The 20,179-nt window shown below is 52.0% G+C and carries 16 protein-coding genes; 8 read left to right on the top strand and 8 right to left on the bottom strand.

From position 1 onward, the window contains the following. Positions 1-276 precede the first annotated feature (276 nt). From fusA to glk, 3 genes are all read left to right on the top strand, one after another. Positions 277-2,361, top strand: a complete 2,085-nt coding sequence (fusA, locus tag I6N98_RS14020) for an elongation factor G (RefSeq protein WP_198568972.1) — start codon at positions 277-279, stop codon at positions 2,359-2,361. A gap of 353 nt (positions 2,362-2,714) precedes the next feature. Next, positions 2,715-3,671, top strand: coding sequence for a formylglycine-generating enzyme family protein (locus I6N98_RS14015; protein WP_198568971.1), 957 nt, complete (start codon positions 2,715-2,717; stop codon positions 3,669-3,671). 57 nt (positions 3,672-3,728) lie between these two features. Continuing rightward, entirely contained in the window at positions 3,729-4,721 is a 993-nt protein-coding gene (gene glk, locus I6N98_RS14010; RefSeq protein WP_198568970.1) for a glucokinase, read from the top strand. A 41-nt stretch (positions 4,722-4,762) separates the two neighbouring features. On the opposite strand, the gene I6N98_RS14005 is transcribed toward glk, so the two are convergent. From I6N98_RS14005 to I6N98_RS13990, 4 genes are all read right to left on the bottom strand, one after another. Then, positions 4,763-5,941 carry a hydroxymethylglutaryl-CoA reductase gene (locus I6N98_RS14005; protein WP_198568969.1) on the bottom strand — a complete coding sequence of 393 codons (1,179 nt, stop codon included), beginning with the start codon at positions 5,939-5,941 and terminating at the stop codon, positions 4,763-4,765. A 172-nt stretch (positions 5,942-6,113) separates the two neighbouring features. Then, the gene (locus I6N98_RS14000) at positions 6,114-6,359 is read right to left on the bottom strand and encodes a DUF2798 domain-containing protein (protein WP_198568968.1); all 246 of its coding nucleotides are present in this window, start codon (positions 6,357-6,359) and stop codon (positions 6,114-6,116) included. A gap of 105 nt (positions 6,360-6,464) precedes the next feature. After that, complete coding sequence (locus tag I6N98_RS13995) at positions 6,465-6,623, bottom strand: hypothetical protein (protein ID WP_198568967.1); 159 nt, start codon at positions 6,621-6,623, stop codon at positions 6,465-6,467. Positions 6,624-6,701: 78 nt separating this feature from the next. Further along, complete coding sequence (locus I6N98_RS13990) at positions 6,702-7,580, bottom strand: pirin family protein (RefSeq protein ID WP_198568966.1); 879 nt, start codon at positions 7,578-7,580, stop codon at positions 6,702-6,704. Between the two features lie 177 nt (positions 7,581-7,757). Between I6N98_RS13990 and I6N98_RS13985 the strand changes: the two genes are divergently transcribed. From I6N98_RS13985 to I6N98_RS13975, 3 genes are all read left to right on the top strand, one after another. Further along, positions 7,758-8,660 carry a LysR substrate-binding domain-containing protein gene (locus I6N98_RS13985; RefSeq protein WP_198568965.1) on the top strand — a complete coding sequence of 301 codons (903 nt, stop codon included), beginning with the start codon at positions 7,758-7,760 and terminating at the stop codon, positions 8,658-8,660. A 418-nt stretch (positions 8,661-9,078) separates the two neighbouring features. Then, positions 9,079-10,272 carry an ISL3 family transposase gene (locus I6N98_RS13980; RefSeq protein WP_198568964.1) on the top strand — a complete coding sequence of 398 codons (1,194 nt, stop codon included), beginning with the start codon at positions 9,079-9,081 and terminating at the stop codon, positions 10,270-10,272. A gap of 322 nt (positions 10,273-10,594) precedes the next feature. Next, positions 10,595-15,991, top strand: coding sequence for a site-specific integrase (locus I6N98_RS13975; protein WP_198568963.1), 5,397 nt, complete (start codon positions 10,595-10,597; stop codon positions 15,989-15,991). A 14-nt stretch (positions 15,992-16,005) separates the two neighbouring features. Here the strand turns inward: I6N98_RS13975 and I6N98_RS13970 are convergent, their stop codons facing one another. Further along, positions 16,006-16,875 carry a hypothetical protein gene (locus tag I6N98_RS13970; RefSeq protein WP_198568962.1) on the bottom strand — a complete coding sequence of 290 codons (870 nt, stop codon included), beginning with the start codon at positions 16,873-16,875 and terminating at the stop codon, positions 16,006-16,008. 133 nt (positions 16,876-17,008) lie between these two features. Here I6N98_RS13970 and I6N98_RS13965 point away from each other — a divergent pair, with 133 nt between their 5' ends. Beyond that, positions 17,009-17,434: a helix-turn-helix domain-containing protein gene (locus I6N98_RS13965; protein ID WP_198568961.1), complete on the top strand. Its 426-nt coding sequence runs from the start codon at positions 17,009-17,011 to the stop codon at positions 17,432-17,434. Continuing rightward, a complete protein-coding gene (locus I6N98_RS13960) occupies positions 17,431-17,841 on the top strand; it encodes a hypothetical protein (protein ID WP_198568960.1) in 411 nt (136 codons plus the stop codon). Before I6N98_RS13965 ends, I6N98_RS13960 begins: the two co-directional genes overlap by 4 nt. A gap of 122 nt (positions 17,842-17,963) precedes the next feature. Here the strand turns inward: I6N98_RS13960 and I6N98_RS13955 are convergent, their stop codons facing one another. The 3 genes from I6N98_RS13955 to I6N98_RS13945 form a co-directional block, all read right to left on the bottom strand. Next, positions 17,964-18,713 (bottom strand): metallophosphoesterase, encoded by a 750-nt coding sequence (locus I6N98_RS13955; RefSeq protein ID WP_198568959.1) that lies wholly within the window; start codon positions 18,711-18,713, stop codon positions 17,964-17,966. Positions 18,714-18,741: 28 nt separating this feature from the next. Continuing rightward, positions 18,742-19,209 carry a hypothetical protein gene (locus I6N98_RS13950; protein ID WP_198568958.1) on the bottom strand — a complete coding sequence of 156 codons (468 nt, stop codon included), beginning with the start codon at positions 19,207-19,209 and terminating at the stop codon, positions 18,742-18,744. Between the two features lie 251 nt (positions 19,210-19,460). Next, the gene (locus I6N98_RS13945; protein WP_198568957.1) at positions 19,461-19,763 is read right to left on the bottom strand and encodes a type II toxin-antitoxin system TacA family antitoxin; all 303 of its coding nucleotides are present in this window, start codon (positions 19,761-19,763) and stop codon (positions 19,461-19,463) included. Positions 19,764-20,179 lie beyond the last annotated feature (416 nt).

Below are 20,179 nucleotides of genomic sequence, written 5' to 3'. Positions count from 1 at the left end.
GGTTCTTTATCTTCCTCGCTGAGTGCTGTTCATATTCCTCGCCGAAGGCTCCTTTACCTTCCTCGCTGAAGGCTCTTCATATCCCTCGTTGAGGGCTCTTTACATCGGGGAGTGGGTCGAAGGTGGGGCTTGTGTGAAGGAGAGGGGGTGGTTTTTTGTGAAATTTGGCAAAAAAAAGGCCGCTTTTAGCATAATTACGCAAAATAAGAGAGAAATTTTTTCCCACTTCCAGTATCGTATCGCACGATTTTAACCCACCTAATTTTAGAGAACGCCGTGACTGACTTATCCTTGTACCGCAACATCGGTATTTTCGCCCACGTTGATGCCGGAAAAACCACTACCACTGAGCGTGTCCTCAAGCTCACTGGTAAAATTCACAAGCTCGGTGAGGTTCACGAGGGTGAATCTACCACTGACTTCATGGAGCAGGAAGCTGAGCGTGGTATTACCATTCAGTCAGCTGCTGTTACCTGTGAGTGGAACGGCCATCGTCTCAACATCATCGACACCCCAGGGCACGTTGACTTCACAGTAGAGGTTTACCGCTCACTGAAAGTCCTGGATGGCGGTATCGGTGTATTCTGTGGTTCCGGTGGCGTTGAGCCCCAATCAGAGACTAACTGGCGCTACGCCAACGACTCCAAAGTCTCCCGCTTGATCTTCGTTAACAAGCTGGACCGTGTTGGCGCTGACTTCCTGCGCGTGACCGAGCAGGTCAAAAAAGTCCTGGGTGCCAACCCGCTGATCATGACTCTGCCTATTGGCCGGGAAGACGAATTCTCTGGCGTGGTCGACCTGCTGAGCAAAAAAGCTTACGTATGGGATGAAACCGGACAGCCCGAAAATTACGAAGTTACCGACATTCCCGCCGATATGGTGGACCAGGTCGAAACTTACCGCGAGCAATTGATTGAAAGCGCGGTGGAAATGGACGATGACCTGATGATGGCCTACATGGAAGGTGAAGAGCCCTCCATCGACGACATCAAGCGCTGTATCCGCAAGGGTACCCTGGAGCTGGCTTTCTTCCCCACCTACTGTGGTTCTGCCTTCAAGAATAAAGGTATGCAGCTGTTGCTGGACGCGGTTGTCGACTACCTGCCGTCTCCCACTGAGGTGAATCCTCAGCCGCTGACCGACGAGGAAGGTAACCCGACTGGTGAATTCGCGATTGTCTCTCCTGACGAACCACTGCGCGCGTTGGCGTTCAAAATCATGGACGACCGCTTTGGTGCCCTGACTTTCGTGCGGATTTACTCAGGCCAAATCAACAAGGGTGACACCATCCTTAACTCCTTCACCGGCAAGACCGAGCGTATTGGTCGTATGTGTGAAATGCAGGCCGATGAGCGCAACGAACTGAGCCACGCGACGGCGGGTGACATTATCGCTATCGTCGGTATGAAGAACGTACAGACCGGTCACACTCTGTGTTCTCAGGATCACCCCTGTACGCTGGAAGCCATGGTGTTCCCGGATCCGGTTATCTCTATCTCCGTGACGCCCAAGGACAAGGGCTCCACCGAGAAAATGGGTATCGCGATCGGCAAGATGGTTGCCGAAGATCCGTCTTTCCGCGTTGAGACCGACGAAGACTCCGGTGAGACCATCCTCAAAGGTATGGGTGAGCTTCACCTGGATATCAAAGTCGACATCCTTAAGCGTACCTATGGTGTTGAGCTGGAAGTCGGTCAGCCTCAGGTTGCGTACCGCGAGACCATCACTCAGAAAATCGAAGACAGCTACACCCACAAGAAGCAGTCCGGTGGTTCTGGTCAGTTCGGTAAAATCGACTACACCATCGAGCCGGGTGAGCCCAACTCTGGCTTCACCTTCACCACGACGGTTGTCGGCGGTAACGTACCGAAGGAGTTCTTCCCCGCTATTGAGAAGGGCTTCAAGTCGATGATGGAGCAGGGCCCACTGGCTGGCTTCCCGGTTCTGGATGTTGCTATCAACCTGCATGACGGTGCCTACCACGCGGTTGACTCCTCGGCGGTCGCCTTCGAGATCGCCGCCAAAGGCGCTTTCCGTCAGTCCATGCCTAAAGCTGGCGCTCAGTTGTTGGAGCCGGTGATGAAAGTGGACGTGTTCAGCCCTGAAGACAACGTCGGTGACGTGATCGGTGACCTGAACCGCCGTCGCGGTATGATCTCTGGTCAAGAGCCCAACGCAACAGGCGTACGCATCAAAGCGGATGTACCACTGTCCGAAATGTTTGGTTATATCAGCACCCTGCGTACGATGACCTCAGGTCGTGGCCAGTTCTCTATGGAGTTCTCTCACTACGCGCCTTGCCCAGCCAATGTTGCCGAGGAAGTGATTGCCAAAGAGAAAGAGAAACGCGCTGCCAAGTAAGTAATGGCTTGAGCGATCAGACTAAAGCCCCGTCGGTTTTGCCGGCGGGGCTTTTTTTATAGATAAAGCTATCGTGAGCAAAAGTGATAATTCTGTGCAGTGTCGCTTGATAAGCGGCAAATTATGCTTTGATTGCCTCAGTAGCCCTACAAACGATAACCGGTGGTGGCGGACGGCAGGTAGCTGTAAAGTCGGGGCATTGCTGTTAATGTCTACTGCATTCAGTACTGATCGTGGCTTGAGTTTTCAGGGACTGGTACGAAATCGGCGCTCGGGGCATGCCCTCAAACTACTCACTCACAAATATGTGGTTCTCGACGAATAACATTTCCTTTGGCAATTCAGCACTTGCGGTGATCGTTTTTTTTGCGCTGATGGCGTGTGAGGACTCGGCGGGAGTCGCGCCTGACGGTATGGTGTACATCAAGGGTGGTGAGTTCGTGATGGGCATCGAACACCCAATGATGCCAGAGGCAGCACCGTTGCACCGGGTGAAAGTCGATGACTTTTATATCGATGCCACAGAGGTCACAAACGCCGCCTTTGCACAGTTTGTCGAGGAGACGGGCTATGTCACCGTCGCTGAGCGGCCATTAGATCCGGTCGAATTTCCCGGTGTTGATGAATCCTTATTGGTTCCGGGGTCTGTGGTATTCCATTCACCGTCATACCCGCTAACCGATGGGCCACTAGCCAAGGGCTGGAGCTTTGTGCCCGGTGCTAGCTGGAAGCACCCGGCGGGCCCCGGCACTACTATCGCAGGGCGGGAGAATCATCCGGTGGTGCATGTGGCGTGGGAAGACGCGATGGCCTATGCCGCCTGGGCCGGTAAGCGTTTGCCCACAGAGGCGGAATGGGAATTTGCTGCAAGGGGTGGTCTTAGCCAGGCCGAGTTTGTCTGGGGTGGTGAGATGAACCCCGAAGGCAACTATATGGCGAATACCTTCCAGGGGGATTTTCCTTTCAATAATTCCGCTCGGGATCGCTATATTTACACCGCGCCAGTTGGGTCATTCCCCGCCAATGCTTTCGGTCTCTATGATATGAGTGGCAATGTCTGGGAATGGGTCAGCGATTGGTATTCGCCTCGCTACTACGCGACCTTGGTCAAAAATAGCATCGTGGAAAACCCCCGTGGGCCATCAAAACCCGTAGCGGGAAAACAGATGAAAGTGCAAAAGGGCGGTTCTTTCATGTGCACCGACGATTTTTGCGCCAGGTTCCGCCCAGGTGCGCGAGGCCGGGGTGATGTCGATACCGGCAGTAGTCACGTCGGTTTTCGATTGGTGAAAGATCGTGTTCAACCTTAAGTCTCTGCTGGTCGGCATGTATGTCCATTGGATGGAACAATACAGTGAAATCGCTGAATGATGGCTAAGCATTCAAAGAAGTCCTGGAACATCCTTGCCGATATTGGCGGGACCAATGCCCGATTTGCCGTGCAGGATTGTGCCACTGGCGATTTTGGACTGGTGGCCTCGTATTCTGTGGACTCTTTTCCTGAGTTCGATCATGCCCTTGAGCATTTCTTGGCAGATGTCCATGATGATGGCTCGTGGAGACCGTGGCCAGAAAATGCCTGTTTTGCCGTAGCATGTGCTATTGAGGGCGATACGCTGTCTTTTACCAACAGCCCTTGGTCTGTAAGCCGGCCACGCTTGTCGGCCGCTTTGGGGCATATCGACGTGGCGCTGATCAATGATTTCGTCGCCGTTGGGCAGGCAATTGCCGGGCTTGGTCACTCGGACTACCTCACATTAGGTGGCGGTACTGCAGATCACGACAAGCCCATTGCTGTGCTGGGGCCGGGTACCGGGTTGGGAGTGTGTTCGGTGGTGAATGCCGGCGGACATACTAAGGTCATCGAAGGTGAGGGCGGGCATGTTGATTTTGCGCCGGTCACTGATCTGGAGATACAAATACTCCAGCAACTGCTGCCGCACTTTGGCCACGTATCGGTTGAGCGCTTGTTATCTGGCGGGGGCATTCTCAATATCTATCAGGCTTTAGCTGCGATCAATAAAACCGAGGCCGTATGTGGCTCTCCCGAAGACGTTACCTCTTCCGCACTGCTGGGTGCCGATCCCTTGGCTTCCCAAGCGTTACAGGTATTCTGTGAAATCCTCGGCTCGGTAGCCGGAAACCTGGCGCTGACGCTGGGAGCAAAAGGGGGCGTTTATATTGCCGGCGGCATCGCCCCGCGCATTATCGACTTTATCGTGCAAAGCGATATTCGGCGGCGCTTCGAAGCCAAAGGACGATTCGCTAGTTACTTGGCCAAGATTCCCCTCATGGTTGTTCGCAAGCCAGAGTTAGGCTTGCAAGGGGCGGCCCGCTACTTGGAGGCTGGTCTGCGATAACACGCAGCGAGCCCCAGAGCGTCGTCATTCGATGTAATCAACTAAGGCCGGTTGCGGCCATACTGATCGTGGCTTGATACCCATTCATCCGAGACGATAGCAGCCGCGAGAGACAGGTCTCCGGCCAATACTGTAGCTGCAATGATTTCTGCCAGCTTCTTGGCCTTGCCCTTTCCGTAACAGCCCAACATTTCCAGGCACTCCCGTTGTGTGGCGAGACCGGTGCCGCCCCCGTAGGAGGCGCAAATCACCGAGGGCAGGGTGACTGAGTAGTACAAATCGCCGTCATCAGTGAGCTCCATAAAAGCCAGCCCAGTGTGGGATTCCACAACGTTCGCTTCATCCTGGCCGGTGGCGATAAATAACGACGCGATACCGTTGGCAGAGTGGGGTCCGTTGTAGGCCGAGCCCGCCAGCAGGCTGCCGAGAATAGTGCGCTGACGGAGCTTAACCATATTTACGGGGTCGGCGCGCATGGTATCGAGCAGGATGTCGCGCTTGATAACGGCTTCCGCCACCACCCGTTTGCCCCGTGGGTGAAGCAGGTTCATATGGGAATGTTTTTTGTCGGTCTCTATTCCCCCGGACAGCGAGAAATTGGTAAACGCGCCGTCGTAAGTTTTCAGAATCCACTGGCAGGCCATATGGGTCGCTTTACCGGTCATATTCTGGCCAGCGGCGTCCCCGGTCGTGTAGTTAAAGCGCGTGAAAAGTTTGTTAGCGACCACCCACTTCTGGATATGTTGTAGCTTGGCGACGGAGCTGCTTTTCTCGGCCTCCTTTTTGATATCGTCGTAGCGTGCGTCCAGCCACTGGGAAAAAGCGATGGCTTCACGGGCGGTAGCGAATTCAAACAGCGGTGCGCGCTGCATAAATTCTTCGACAACGCTAACAGAGACGCCGCCGGACTCGCTAACAACCCGCATGCCCCGCGAATAAGAGGCCACCAGTGTGCCTTCGGTTGTCGCCAGCGGGATATAGAATTCTCCTTGGGCGTGATCGCCGTTAATCTGGTAGGGGCCTGCCACGCCAAGCGGCATCTGCACAACGCCAATAAAGTTTTCGGTATTGCCGCTCACCGACTCAGGTGGCAGGGAGTAGTGCGCGGTGTGGGACAGACTGGCACCCGTTTGGGACTCGAGAAACTCCCGGCGTTGACGGGCCGCCTCTTCGCTGTAGTCTTTGCCTTTCAGTCGGGGGATTTTGTTATTGTTGCTCATGGTGACATTCCGTAGGGTTGAGGGCACAGGCTATCGCTGCAGCCTTTCTCTAGCAATGGCGTCATACGTAATGAATCAGCGTTGCTGATTCTTTTCTAATTGGATTTTTATATCCTGTCGGCTTGAATTTAGGGTGAAGAATAAAAGTAATCAATAATCGCCTTGGCCATGCTTAACGGTCCGAACACCGCCCGGTGGTAGTCGTCAGCTTTCCGGCGGCCCACCGAGCAACAGGCGCCACCGCGAGGGCCGTGGGAAAGGCAATCGCAAAGTTCAGCGCCGCCGCTAATAGCCATAGCCATACGAAATTGCCCGACTGGCCTTCGTTGTTGGCCGTGGCGAACAAGGACAGAATCAGGGTCATACCCATCGACATCAAGGCGACAAACACATAGTGGAAATACTTTCCGCAGATCATGGCAAGCTCCAGGTTTTCGCTCGTGCTTGTTTGTAAGGTCTCAGACGGAAGACAGCCAATGGCCTCGCGGGAGGATTGGCTCTCTGTGAGGGGCTGCGCGGTTCATCAGCTTTCTAGGGCCTCACTGAGCGGAGGCGATTTCACTGCTTTGTACTTGCTGGACCAGGGTTGCCAATCCATGCCGAGGGCGCTGTAAACATCCATGGCTTCCGGTGCGGCATTTTCTTTTGTTAAGGGTTCCGGGTTGTAGGCGTATCGTTTCATGGCTATGTCCTCTGCTGGTTTGGAGTTTCATTTACCGGTAGTGCTTGGCGTGACTTTGGCAGCCGCCCTGACTGACGGCTATTCGGCAATGGCCCCCAGCTGGCCGGCCTCGTAAGCGGCCGTCACCTGCTGGATGTCAGCCGTGGTGCTCATTACAAACGGTCCTTTCTGGATGAACTGCTCTCGAACCGGCGCACCCTGGAGGACAACAAGGTGAGCCCCTTTTGCGCTGGCGAGATTTAAGGTTTGCGCTCTAGCGCCAGACTGCATGGCAATGGCCTGTTTTTCCGGCAAGTGGATTTCTTGCTCGCCCAGCTGAACAGTGACTTCGCCATGGACTGAATAGACCAGCAGTGACTGATCGGCGTTAACGTCGTGGGTGTATGTGCCGCCAGCATCCAGGAAAGCGTCCAGTGCTGTCAGCGGCAGTGCCGGCGATTGCGGCCCCTGTGTGCCATTGCTGTCACCCAGCACCACTCGAACCCGGTGACCCTCGCTGGCGATCACAGGTATTGCAGTAGAAGGTACGTGCCGAGAGGTGGGTGCATCGTGTTTATGGCGCTGCGGTAAATTGACGAATATCTGGAGGCCGTGGGTGCGCGATCCTTGGGTGGGCTTCTCATCGTGAACGGCACCGCTACCGGCCTTCAGCCAGTAAGCGTCGCCGGGCAGCAGATCAATATTATTGCCGAGCGAATCGCGATTGTTGAATACCCCTTCGCTGTCCTCGAACAGAATGGACAGGGCAGACATGCCCGCATGCGGGTGAGCACCGAAGGTCGGGCGGCTCATGGTGTAGTGGTCGATCATGACCAGAGGATCCATCAGGCCGTCAAACTGATCATGCTTGAAGCTCATCGCCTCAAAGCCTTCGCCAATGCGTAAGGGCTTTCCTGTGACTTTCTGACTTAACTGAACGTCCTTGTGCTCGTTGCGGGACGTGGTTTGTAGGTTCATATTCGCCTCCTAATTGGCTTTCTGGTTTGTCTCTCAACTCGTTGAGATAAAGTATTACCTGGAACGATGATGGTAAAAAGTGGCAAAATATGAACTTATCGTTCTAATATTGGAACGAGAGGCCAGTGGCTGACCGGCAAACGGCGGGCAATAGTTTGGGCACTAAAGGGGTATGCGATGGATATGAACGGCTATTTCTATTTCGTTCATGTGGTCGAGAAAAAGGGCTTTGCGCCAGCGGGGAGAGCACTGAACATCCCCAAGTCCCGGCTCAGCCGTCATGTCAGCCAGCTCGAGGATCAGCTAGGTGTCCGGCTCATCCAGCGCACGTCGCGCCAGTTTAAAGTGACCGAGATGGGTGAAGCGATCTATCAGCACGCGCGCAAAGCAGTTGATGAAATCGAGGCGGCGCGCATTGCCATTGAAGAAAGCTCCAACATACTGACCGGCAAAGTTCGACTGACCTGTTCGGTAGGCATGGCGCAATTTGCACTGAGTCCACTGGTCACCCGCTTTCTGAAAGCTCATCCGAGAGTGGAGATTATTCAGCAGGTCACTAACCAGTCCGTAGATCTCATTGAAACTGGCGTCGACATGGCAATTCGCGCGCACTCCGCGCCCCTGCCTGACTCCACAATGATTCACCGCCGATTAGCCACGGTTACCTGGGGACTACTTGCCTCCCAGTCGTATATTGATAAGGCTGGCGCACCGATGACCCCGGAAGAACTTGACGGGCACGCTGGCCTGAAGCTTGGCTGGAATTCGGATACAGGGCATTGGGTGCTGCGCGCGTCTGATGACTCAACCTTTTCAAAACCTTATCAGCCGCTTTTATGCAGTGATGATATGGTGACGCTCAAGCAGGCTGCGTCGGCGGGCCTCGGTATCGTGGGTTTACCGCTATACACTTGCCGGGACGAACTGCAAGCCAAGCGCCTGGTGCGAGTGCTGCCCGAGTGGACAGCTGGAAGCGCAGATATCAGCTTGCTGATGCCCTCTCGCCAGGGCGTTCCGCCGACGGTGTCCCGCTTCGCGAATTTCCTCCGCGACGAATTGCCGGCGATCGTTGCAACCTAGGCGGTGTTTACGGAATAAACCATGAAAGTTCGCAGATGTTCAATTTGTGGGCAGTCGACAATGCGTAGAGCAGCAGATAGCGGTCTGTAGGTCGTCAGAAGGTTTGAGACACGCTGCCTAAGTTTTTAAAGTAGACTTGCTTAGCATCGTTTTCGGTTAAAAAATTGAACGGGTTTTCTGATTTTCTTCCTCTTTGCGTTCCGGAATTTGTTGTTCGATGCGTGACCTTTCGCAAGGGTGAAGCACCAGGTCCCAAGCGAGACCTTCCAGAATTTGTGCTGCCTTTTCGCGATCGGCTCACTGGCCCATGGCCCGAAGGTCAGATGTGAGGAAGTCGAGATGGCTCTTCATCATAAACGGGGGACACCGGCATTCATTAAACTGAATTTGCGACGAAACAGTTTAATGGAGACTACCGATGTCCCACGCAGGAATGATTATAGGCCTACCGGGCCTTGAGATTGAACGGGTCGTGCGCATACAGGGTATTGAGGTGTGGGCCAAGCCGAGTATCAGGCCGCCCTGTAAGCACTGCCAGGGGGCGGGCTTGCGGATCAAGGCGACCTACCAGCGGACCATCAAGCATACCCGTCAGGGCAACCAGATTCTGACCTTGCACCTGCGGGTGCCCAAATACCACTGCCAGGGGTGCCGACGGTATTTCCGCCACTCATTTGTTGGGATACGACCGCGTTATCGGGCCTCCGAGGCGTATCGCTTGGAGGTCTTCGAGGCGCACGACGGGGGTGTCACCCAGCGCAAGTTGTCCCTGACGCACCGCATCAGCCCAGCGACGGTTGAACGCTGGTATCAGCACCATATTGGCCAGAAGCGGTCCGAGGGAGATCGTCGCTATTGTCCCCGGGTACTGGGCATCGATGAGCACTTCTTTACCCGCAAGAGCGGCTATGCCACGACCTTTGCAGACCTGAGGAACCACAAGGTCTTTGACGTTAAGCTCGGGCGCTCGGAACCCAGCCTGCGCCGCTATTTACGGGGTTTACAAGGTAGAGAGCAGGTCCAGGTGGTGGTGATGGATTTGTCAGAGACCTACCGTAGCATTGCCCGCCGTTACTTCCCCAACGCCACGATTGTGGCCGATCGATTTCATGTGGTGAGATTGATCAATCAGCATTTCCTGAAGGTCTGGCAGCAACACGACCCGGAGGGGCGCAAGAACCGAGGGCTGATCAGCCTGATGCGTCGTCACAAGTGGCGCCTGGGTGATGAGCAGCATGCCAATCTGATGCGTTACTTGGCGGATTACCCGGTGTTGCAGGCGCTGTATCTTGCCAAGCAGCGGCTGGTGCGCTTTGTGTTGCTCAAGACCCTGACGCGGAAGAAAGCCGAAGCCCGTTTGCCGGCCTTCGTCGCGTTGGTTGAGCAGTTAGAGGCCAGCCCATTACACGCACTAGCCCGCACCTTGCGGTCCTGGTTACAGCCGATAGTGGCGATGTGGCGCTTTACCAAAAGCAACGGCATCACCGAAGGCTTCCACAACAAAATGGAAATGATCTCGCGGCGAGCGTATGGTTTTAGAAACTTTGAGAATTACAGACTGCGAGTGCTGGCCCACTGCGGATGGGACGGTGTAATTAACAGGGTGAGATGAGTGCCATCCCCCGTTTATGGGGTAGAGCCGAAACTTTGAGAATTACAGACTGCGAGTGCTGGCCCACTGCGGATGGGACGGTGTAATTAACAGGGTGAGATGAGTGCCATCCCCCGTTTATGGGGTAGAGCCAAACAAAAAAGGCGAATCAGCTAAGTGCTTGATTCGCCTTTCATCTTGTTGGTAGCGGGGGCAGGAGGTTATGAGAATGGCGATATTAGTACATATTAATTGTACCAAAAATACATAAAATAGCTTGTATAAGCATTTATAAGGGGGTATCAAGGATAAGAACGATTGGAATACAGGTCACTTAAGATCAATGGACAAAACGGAGAAGTGTCACAGCCAAGACGAAAACCCTGTGACCTTCGGGCTACCGAGGGCCTATGATGGCATTTCGGCCTGGGCAGCCAGTGCGGGGATGCACCCAGAGCTTGAAATTGCATATTTCTGTATGGGGCGGCCCGACGATCCGCGCACGATCCACAACTTTGCTAATGAGTTCGCACAACCGATTTCGCAGTCAATCTTATCAGATTGGGCCGATCGGCCCATAGTCAGCCGACTTTGGAAATTCTCTTTGGCGTTGAAGTCGGCTGAGTACATCCACAGAGCCGATTCTCCCATTTCCCACAAGGGTAAACCTGCATCCGGAACAAAAGCCGAGTTTTCGCCACTGAAAACTCGATTTTTCCTGCTCGCCATGGTCGTGAACCCGAGGTCGGATGGCGCCTCGGATGCTATTACGACCAGTCGGCAGCGTTTGCGGCTCTGGTTGATCATCCAGACGGCGATTCGTATTGCAGAAAAAGGGAACATTGCAGACAAATCCATAAGTCAAGCGTCTCGACATCTCATCCTGGACCAGATTGATCCAAAATGGGAGCTAGTTGATAACCTTCTAACCCAAGCTCGCCACGAAACGAAGGGGTACCCCAAGACCTTCCAGTGGTTCACCTACGCGGTCAAACAATCTGCAAAGGCACTTTCGACTGCAGCCTCGGATTCAGAGAAAGCATTCCTAAACAGCCTGATTTTAATTGCCGAGGGTAACAACAGCCCACTCCCGCTCTCAGCAGATATCGATATTCCGGGGCCCTACACCGCTATTGAGGGAATGGCCAATGAGTCTGTTCCATTAACTGACTCAGACCTGCCAGGTGTACTGACTCTCCAGGGACTGCCTGAAAATGGCGAGGACGCGCCTGACGATGTACTTGTCGAAGTCGATATCTCTGATACCGAAGAAGAGCAGGCACTGACTTCTCGATCGGTTTTCTTGTACTCCGCTGAAGAATCTCAGTTTCTACCCTGGAGTTGGGACAAACTCTTGCCCCCAGAGATCGAGCAGGTCAATGCGTGGATGGCAGGAGCGATCTGCTCTGGTGACCCTGTGCTATCGCTGGGGGCGGCTATCACCAAGATTGCAACAACTGTTGGCGAGTCACTGTTCCACGCCGAGCGAATCACTATCGATAACTCACTCGGGGTCAACTGGAGTATCACGCCAGATTGCCGCCATATGCAACGGCTGTCACCGACTCGAAGCAGTTACTGGCGACCGGAAACAGAAAAGCAGCGATCGCAAGTAAGGCCGTTTGTCGGAACTATTCGGATCGCACTCTCCTCCGATGTCAGTCATGTACTGGAAAGCGCTCTCTCTGCTCAGATAGGAAGTGTGACGTCGCTAGGCCAGCTTTGGCGTACCATCAATCCTACCACCAAGATGACAATGTGGTTCGATGCCATTGCCAGAGAACGATTCCCGCGTGTCACCAGTGGTAAGTTGGGGCAGGTCGCGTCGCAGCGAGCTTTTCAGATTACTGGAGACTCGCATTTCGCTCGAATGGTGACCGCCTCCCCGCAAAGCGGCTTACCTGCGGCTTGCGGTTATGCCAATTGGGACGTGACAACGATTGCCAAGGGCTTGGACCGGCCAGTGGTGATGGAGGGGGTTGATGAATGGACACTACTGCTCGGTAGCATGCTCGCACCGCTAGAGTCGGTACTCCTTGAAGGTATCTCACACGCCGCATCCTTGGTGGCTCAAGCCAATGATTTGGTGAGCTTCCATAACCGATATACACAATATTGCTTGCTGGCGTTGTACGCGGGCACAGGTAGCCGATATCTTAAATCCCCTTTTGAGTCTTTAGCGCACTTAAATCTCAGGTTCCGCTGCATCTATATCAACGACAAGTCGGATGACGAACGCCACGATGGTCGAATGGTTCCCTTGCCCGACAAATTAATTGTGCTGGTGCAGGCATACCTAAACTATCTCGCGATGCTGGCCGTCACCATAGCGTCATATAAACCCGAACTCGCTGAGAATATTCATCTGGTTCTGAGCGGTTCAGAGTGTGCCCTTCCCCTATTTTTCTTTTTAGACGAGCAGCTTTGCTGGCATCAATCCTCTGACTCCGACGCCCTCGGTCTGCCACTAGTGACCTGGTCGCTTCCACCGAATCTGTTTCGACACAGATACTCGCAGCAACTCAGTCGTGCAGGCATTCCCATCGATACCCTCGATGGCTGGATGGGGCACTCAGAGCGCGGAGGCGCGAGTTATGGGGACTACTCCCCGAGATGCTGGATTGATGATGCCGATCGGTATCGCGATACTTACAACGGTGTTTATGACGCGCTAAAATTTTCGGTCATCCGCGCTCCGGCGATTCTCCCGGGGTACGCGGGCCCTACTAAGACGGCTCCGGGATACGACGAACCCACTTTATTCGGAATCAGAGAGCGACGCCGGAAACGGCGAGAGCGCTACAAGAGCGCTCGAAGAATTGCTCTGAAGGAGATCACGCTTTTTATCGGCGAAAGATCACTCGAAGACTTCGAACCATCAGAAATAGAAACACTTGCAACCAGACTACTTAAACGAGAGAACGGGTTACCGCACCCCGATGCAGGGATCAGATTCAGTGCCCTTGAACAATTCTTGAAGACCCGTGGCAGCAAACATACTCGGTCTATCCGAAAAAGAATGCTCAAGCGAAAAGAGGAGCGAAACCTTGTACAGCAAAGCTTGCCTGAAGACCTTGACCGGTACAAGCGGGCAAAGGCTTGGGCCGAGAGAACGAATGAAACCATTCATAAAGGGCTCGTCAATAAAACACAGGCGCTCATCCTTGGCGCAACACTGATTTGCATACAAAAGCGGTTGAGCTACCATCGCCTCTTACTGGATGTGGTACAAGGGAAGAACTTCCGGCTGGTTCAACACCGGAAATCTTACTTTTTTGAGTACAGCGAAGAATGGCAAACCGATGATTTCCTAGAGCCAGTTCAGCGGCACGAAATCGGCTACAAAATCGCATCTCTGCTACAGTTTGGTATCTCGAACTCTAGACTGCCTGATATCGCGTCATTACCAATACCGAAAGAACTGCGTCCGCTCATACTCGAACTTTGGCCCGAAGAGGATATAGCAGCATTTTCCGTATCAACATTCATCAAGCGACTGACGAAAATCGTTGAACAGGCTAATCTCGTCCAATTGCCAGGGATGGTAGCTGCGGCATTAAGCGAAAGGATGCCACCAACGAGCCTTAACTGGGCCGACTTTCTTCGACTGAGGCATGGCGTCTGCGTGAAACTACCGCAGGATGTTCTAACTGGAACTCAAACGCATGAATTCAGTTTAAGTCAGCGCACGGGGTATGTGGCCGATACGGCAACGCTCCAGGACAACGCGAAAGCGTTTTATGACGCCGTGACCACTACCCTCAATAGATACGAAAAAAGATCTGCTAAACACTGTGCCAAGGCAATAGATGAGCTGTGTAATTCGTATCTCGGGCGCGTGAGCTCCACGATTCAGATGATGGCTCATTGGATCAGTCATGTGATTCGAGAGGGGCAGGGGCGCGGAAAGCATCACAGACCGTACGCCAAAAGAACAATCCAAAATTATTTCAGTACGCTTCGGTTGGCTTTTCAGGGTTTGGCCTATGCTCACGACCTTTTATCCATGGATTCGGAATCGATCACGGACTTGTATCATGACATGGCAACGTCGCGGCGAGAACGAGACAGGGAGGTGGGTTATTTTGGTAAGAGGCTGAAATCGTTTCACAGATGGGCGGAGAGATTTGGCATTCAAAGGCCAGACTGGTCTGAAATAAACACCGATGATAACCATCGCAGTGTGAGCCCCGGCTGCTTCAGTGAAAAGGAATACCTCGCGTGCCTAGACTTTATCGACCATGCCTATAAATCAAACGAGCAACTCGCTCTCTACCTTGGCTTTGTGCTCCTTTTAACATTCAGGTTTGGACTTCGCGGGGGTGAAGCGATTGGCCTTCGTCGTCAAGACTGGTGCCAATGGCAGGGTTATACTTGGGTTCTTGTGAGAGACAACCAAATTCGGCAGCTGAAGCGATCAAGTAGTCGACGAGCAGTTCCTCTCCTATTCGTGCTGACACAACGCGAGAAAGCGTTGGTCGACCGTGTTCTTGCTAACTATGACAGCCTAGCTGGCCTTGAGAAGAACATGCCCCTGCTTTGCGAGAACCGATCAGGCAGAGTGATACAGGCTGCGGTTTGTCAGGAAATCCAGGAGACGCTGACATCAATACTGCGCGCCATTACCGGCAGCCAGTCGCTGACAACGCACCATTGCCGCCATGCGTTTCACAACCAGGTGGCGCCAATTCTGTTGGGATTCGAAACACCGACGTCACGGATGATATGCAAGCATATTAATACTGATCAATTGAGGCAGCTGGTACTGGGCCAAAATGTAGATGTATCCATCCGCTCTTCCATGGGCTTGTCACGTTTGATGGGACACAGCGGTCCTTCATCGGGCCTGAAAAATTATAATCACCTTGTCACAGAATGGGCCGACGCCCTGACCCCGGTCAAAACAGGGCGGGCTCTCGTTATTAAAGGTATGGTCAACACTTGCGATTTTGAACACGTACAGCAAGAGGCTCCGGTTAATCCACCGCAAATTTGCTTTAGCAAACCGACGCTTTTGCTGACACTCAAGCTCCTCCGACTCGTGTCGCAGGGACGATCTTACCCGCAAGCCGCGAAGTTACTGTCGTTAGAACCGGGATTTGCCAACGATATTCAGGCCAATTTTGATGCGGCCAATCGTGTGATGCGATTTAAAAAGCGCGGAGAAAACGCATGGTTCAAAGGTGAGGAGTCACCGAACGCGATGCTGCATTACATCAACGATTCTGCGTGGGATCGAATTCTCGAGCTGGCGGGCAATACCGAGTTGGAAATACCTTCACCAGATATCCAGTTACCGTCTTTCGACGAATTGCCTCTGCTGCTGGGCATGACGAGAATGATAAAAATGAGTCACGGGAGACATTGTGAGATAGTGAGGGCGAGTTTTGACATTCTTGGTATTTCAGAGAGTCAATTCGATGTCACTGTTTCGAACGATGATCCTCTCGTAACGCAATTGCTTCAAGACTATAAATTCAAAGTCCGCCCAATACGGAGTTTTCATGAATCAGGAAAGCCGCTTCAACTGGATGTATTCAATCGCGAGGTTGATGAGAGGAATGGACGAATTTTTGATTACGGTGCGCTGATTTTTCGTCCTAACAATGACGGCGTAGTTCGGAACGCCTACCAGCTGGCAGTAGTATTTTTGGCAACGGGAAGTTTGCTGATCACGTTGGCTTGCACCAAGCAAGAAAAAATAACGACTAAACAACCACCACCTTCGTCATCGGTGTAATTTGCGATTCAATATTATCTCATTATTTCGACAGATTTTAGTATGAATGTGGGTTTATCAGGCGTTTTTTCAAAAATTTTATCCGCGACATACTTCAGGTGCGCGTCATGGTGTTTCGCTTCGGTAATCAATTTCAACATTTTCGTATCGTGGATAACGAATGTCTTGGAGGCATCAACGACCGTATCGACATCCATTATTGATAGATACACCAAGTTATGATGCCCTCGGAAGCCATCCACCGTGGCCGTACCGCTAACTTCCTCGGCAGCCGGAAGCTCGAACTCAAATTCGTCAAAGCGACCTGAGAAAGCGCTAACCCTCGGGTCGGGCCCAAACGTTTCTAGTGCGAATGGGTGCGTGATTTTGGAACCAGAAAGAGCCATTCTGATTTTATCGACGTGGTCCATAAGAAAGGTAATGTCTGCTACGCTTAATCCGCTGACGCTGTCCGAGAAAAACAAATCCCCTTGTTTTTGTATCAGCCTCTCTCCTACAAAGGAAACCGCCAAAGATAATTTGTCGGAGATATCGTGATTATCGTCGCCAGTTAGCATCAACACAGTGCGCTGATTTCTCTGCTTTGTGCAGTCTTTGGCGATTAGATTTTTCAATTTTACGCCAACACCACAACCCGGATAGAACGTTTTCACGAAGTCGGTGCAAGCATTTTCGATAGACCTAGCGGTTTTATTCCTTATTCGACAACCGACGTCTCTCTCGTCGAACTCCAGCCATTCGTGATCGAACTCTCTCAACGTAGAACTTTGAGGCCAAAGCTGGGCAAAAGCGATCGAAATGGGTTGGCCAAAGGCGTCCTCACTGCTGAAGACCTCGACACATGAGTGGGATTGCTCCCCATCGACATAGTATTCCTTTTTCATTTCACCAGCCCCGCGCTAAATAAACCGCCCTATGTTTTTTTGCTACAATATTCCGTGCACATCGGGTTACATTACCTGCCAGGTGTTGCTCATATGTACATATATACGCACAAATGGGTGGTTGTCAAGGCAAATGACAGATCAAATTCAGGTCGGCGCGCGAATCTCAGCGATTCGTGGGCAGTCTATGCAGACGCAAAAATCGTTTTCTGATTCTGTGGGTATCTCGCTACGGGCCCTCCAGAACTATGAGAAGGGGGACCGCAAAATACCGGCCGACCTGCTGATCACGATTTGTCGGACGTATGACGTCGATCCATACTGGGTGATGGAAGGCCCGGGAACCATTCCCCGGAAATCTCGTGTTGGTTCGATTGATACTGATATTCTTGTGAAGTCTGAGAAATTAATCAGAAAATTGTTGAAAACGACCGGCCAACAGATTGAAGAGAGGCAGAGAATCGAGCTCGTGGCAGAAGCGTATCAGAATTATTTGAATGAGCTGATGCCTAGAGAGGGGGCGCCAGCCTCGAGTTCAGATGGGCGGGAGGTTATGTGAAAAAAGTAAAGAAAGAGGGAAATGTTTTATTCCTTTCGCAGAATAGAATGAGCAATATTAATCTATTTTCTGACCCAGTCGATAATAAGATAGCTAAAATCATGCTGCCAAAGGTGCTTGCTTCCTCTGATCAAGGATCTATTTATTTGGATTCCTATACAAGTAAAACGCCCCAGAGATCGAAAACAGAGTATCTTTATATATTACTTAAGCTAATGCTATGTGTATTGTTCTTCATTTCGCTAGTTCTAGCGTCAGCTAACCTGTCCCTAATGGCGATAATCCCCAATGTCAGTGCGGGTACGCTCGGGGTTTTGATCTCTTTTGTGGTTCTAACTGGAGGCCTTTTTGCCTTTTCAGTGCGATTGAACATCAAGGATGATCAAATTAACAAAACCTGCAATTAAACTAGCTTCGCATCTTTAAAAGTAAGTAGGCTAAAGATATAGCTCGCAAGCGTGAATCCTTATTTCCATCTCGCTCGTTGCATAGGTAATGTTGTGAAGAGTCCTCAGTGGCAACTGCAGATTTACACCTCCACAACATAGTTCGTCTCAAAATTTGGATTGAGCTCATCGGGTAAATAGCCACGCGGATTGCAAACTACTCGTGTATTACTCAGTGTGTAATCACTGCTGTTGTGGAGGTGACCGTGTACCCAGAGTGACGCAGATGAAGTTTCCACGACGTCGTCTAAATGACTCGCGTAAGCAGCTGACGTAAGTTCTTCGCGGTGTGCCTCAGAGATCGACCTAGCCGACGGCGCGTGATGAGTGACCACTACCGTTTTCCCAGAAAAGGGAGTTTGGAGTTGCGTCCGCAACCAAGAGAGGGATTTTTCGTGGATGCGAGTCATGGAAACAGGGCTAAGTTTAGAATAGCGGGGAGCGACACGAATTTTTTTAAAATCGGTCATTTCCTGCTGACAGAAATACCCAGCCATTCGAGGATCTCCTTGTAGGCGAAGGTCCGTCCATAGTGTGCAGCCAAGGAAGCGTACCCCATTGATTTCTATGGATTCGTTTTCAAGTACGCGAACGTTTGAGTCTTGTGCGGCGATTTTCGCCTTTTCAAGTAGGTTTGGGTACTTCTCGCCATAGTACTCATGATTTCCTAATACCATGACTACCGGTTGATTAGGAAACGTCTCCTTTGCCCACTCAACGCCCCGCGTTTTTAAATGGATGTCACCAGCCAGCACGACGACATCTGCATAGCCTGAATCGACCTCAAGCGGACCAAATTCAAGATGTAGGTCACTAAGTACGAGGAGTTTCATGAGAAATGATGTCGATGTAGGAGCATGATCACCAGCCTCCAGAGAACACCTGGTGAGCAAGATAGGCGTGTACTCGTTTGGCGTTGCCGTCGGCTATCAATGACCAAGGCGTCTGCCCGTCCAGGTAGGTGTTGTCTTGAAACAGATACGATTCAGGCTGCAGGGAAAGTACGCGGGTAAGCTGATCAATCAGCAGGACATAGCGCAGTTCGTCTCGAGAAAGCGCCCCTAAAAGCTGTTTTACCTCATCTTGAGGCGCCGCCCAGCTATCCAGGATCCGAGCAGCCAATCGCTCCGCGATGGGTATTGATACCGTCAACAAGCGGTCGTCAGGCTCGTTGGTAAATGGGACGGGCACATCAAGGCCAGCCATTCGCATTTCACCAAGTGTAAAAACCGCAATAGAGCTGTCATTACCGGCTACTGTGGCAGTGTTGCAAACGGCCTCGTCGCTAACCGGTGAGGAATGGCTATTAGATTTTTGATCACTGACCATAGCTACTTTCCAGGGCGTCTAGATGGAGTCCGTCTTATTGCATGATTACTGTATAAATATATAGTGTCTGGGCGATGCGCGGACGTCAAGATTTTTTGACGCTTTTTGCTACATAAGGGAACTAGCAGTAAGCTTGCCTAGTGGGAAAATGGATAATCCAATACTGCATTGCTGGCAGGGGAATGCTGTTATCGCGCCGTATTCCGAGGCGCTTCAATGGGTGGAACCTTCACGAAGGCCTGTCTATGGCATTATTTATCGTCTTCACTATCTAAATCTAGAGTGGCGCTGAGTCCCGCAGCCTTAAATCGTCGAGCTGCATCTTTCAAGGCGGCCGGAGGGCTGGGTTCGCTATCTAAAGCGCTGAGTATCTCGTTTGCACTCTCCATTGTCAGTTCGATCTTTGTCGAGTGCCGTGTCACTGCGTGCGCCTTTGAAACAACGGCATCCAAGACAAACTGATCAATTGTTGTACCCGATAGCTCAGCTGCAGCAAGGACCAATTGGTGTACATCTGAGGGCAGGCTCACAACCAACCTATACTCCGTTGTCATGCTATTGCTCCGTTCTACTATCGGGTGTTAGCTCATCAGTGTAAGCCTGCAACTGCGTTTGTTCAGTTAAAACTGCTTGGTGCTGGATCGATCGTTTCATTATGACATGGTGGTGTGGTGTGGCAAGAATGCGTGCCTAGCACGGATTGTGCGGTGATTATCTTAGTGACACCCTAATCCCTGGTCTAAGAACAGCTCCATGGATCAAAACTCGCCGCATGTTTGCACTACATCAGTGATTAAGAAGAGGGTACCCCATCGGGCGCAGGGTAATAACGAACGGGAGACGTGACCTTCGGTCACATTTTGATAGTTAAAAGGGCGAGATATCACGTCCTGCTGGCTTATGTGCGATCAAATCAGTTTGGGATTTTGGCATTCCAACCCGAATATGCTGCTATATTCGGATTTACATT

This window comes from Spongiibacter nanhainus (genome assembly GCF_016132545.1).
GTDB lineage: Bacteria > Pseudomonadota > Gammaproteobacteria > Pseudomonadales > Spongiibacteraceae > Spongiibacter > Spongiibacter nanhainus.
This window is presented reverse-complemented; position numbering and strand designations above follow the sequence as displayed.

Coding starts and splice junctions, on each gene's coding strand:
- glk (WP_198568970.1), top strand. CDS start 3,729: ATGATGGCTAAGCATTCAAAGAAGTCCTGGAACATCCTTGCCGATATT.
- I6N98_RS14005 (WP_198568969.1), bottom strand. CDS start 5,941: ATGAGCAACAATAACAAAATCCCCCGACTGAAAGGCAAAGACTACAGC.
- I6N98_RS14000 (WP_198568968.1), bottom strand. CDS start 6,359: ATGATCTGCGGAAAGTATTTCCACTATGTGTTTGTCGCCTTGATGTCG.
- I6N98_RS13995 (WP_198568967.1), bottom strand. CDS start 6,623: ATGAAACGATACGCCTACAACCCGGAACCCTTAACAAAAGAAAATGCC.
- I6N98_RS13990 (WP_198568966.1), bottom strand. CDS start 7,580: ATGAACCTACAAACCACGTCCCGCAACGAGCACAAGGACGTTCAGTTA.
- I6N98_RS13985 (WP_198568965.1), top strand. CDS start 7,758: ATGGATATGAACGGCTATTTCTATTTCGTTCATGTGGTCGAGAAAAAG.
- I6N98_RS13980 (WP_198568964.1), top strand. CDS start 9,079: ATGTCCCACGCAGGAATGATTATAGGCCTACCGGGCCTTGAGATTGAA.
- I6N98_RS13975 (WP_198568963.1), top strand. CDS start 10,595: ATGGACAAAACGGAGAAGTGTCACAGCCAAGACGAAAACCCTGTGACC.
- I6N98_RS13970 (WP_198568962.1), bottom strand. CDS start 16,875: ATGAAAAAGGAATACTATGTCGATGGGGAGCAATCCCACTCATGTGTC.
- I6N98_RS13965 (WP_198568961.1), top strand. CDS start 17,009: ATGACAGATCAAATTCAGGTCGGCGCGCGAATCTCAGCGATTCGTGGG.
- I6N98_RS13955 (WP_198568959.1), bottom strand. CDS start 18,713: ATGAAACTCCTCGTACTTAGTGACCTACATCTTGAATTTGGTCCGCTT.
- I6N98_RS13950 (WP_198568958.1), bottom strand. CDS start 19,209: ATGGTCAGTGATCAAAAATCTAATAGCCATTCCTCACCGGTTAGCGAC.
- I6N98_RS13945 (WP_198568957.1), bottom strand. CDS start 19,763: ATGACAACGGAGTATAGGTTGGTTGTGAGCCTGCCCTCAGATGTACAC.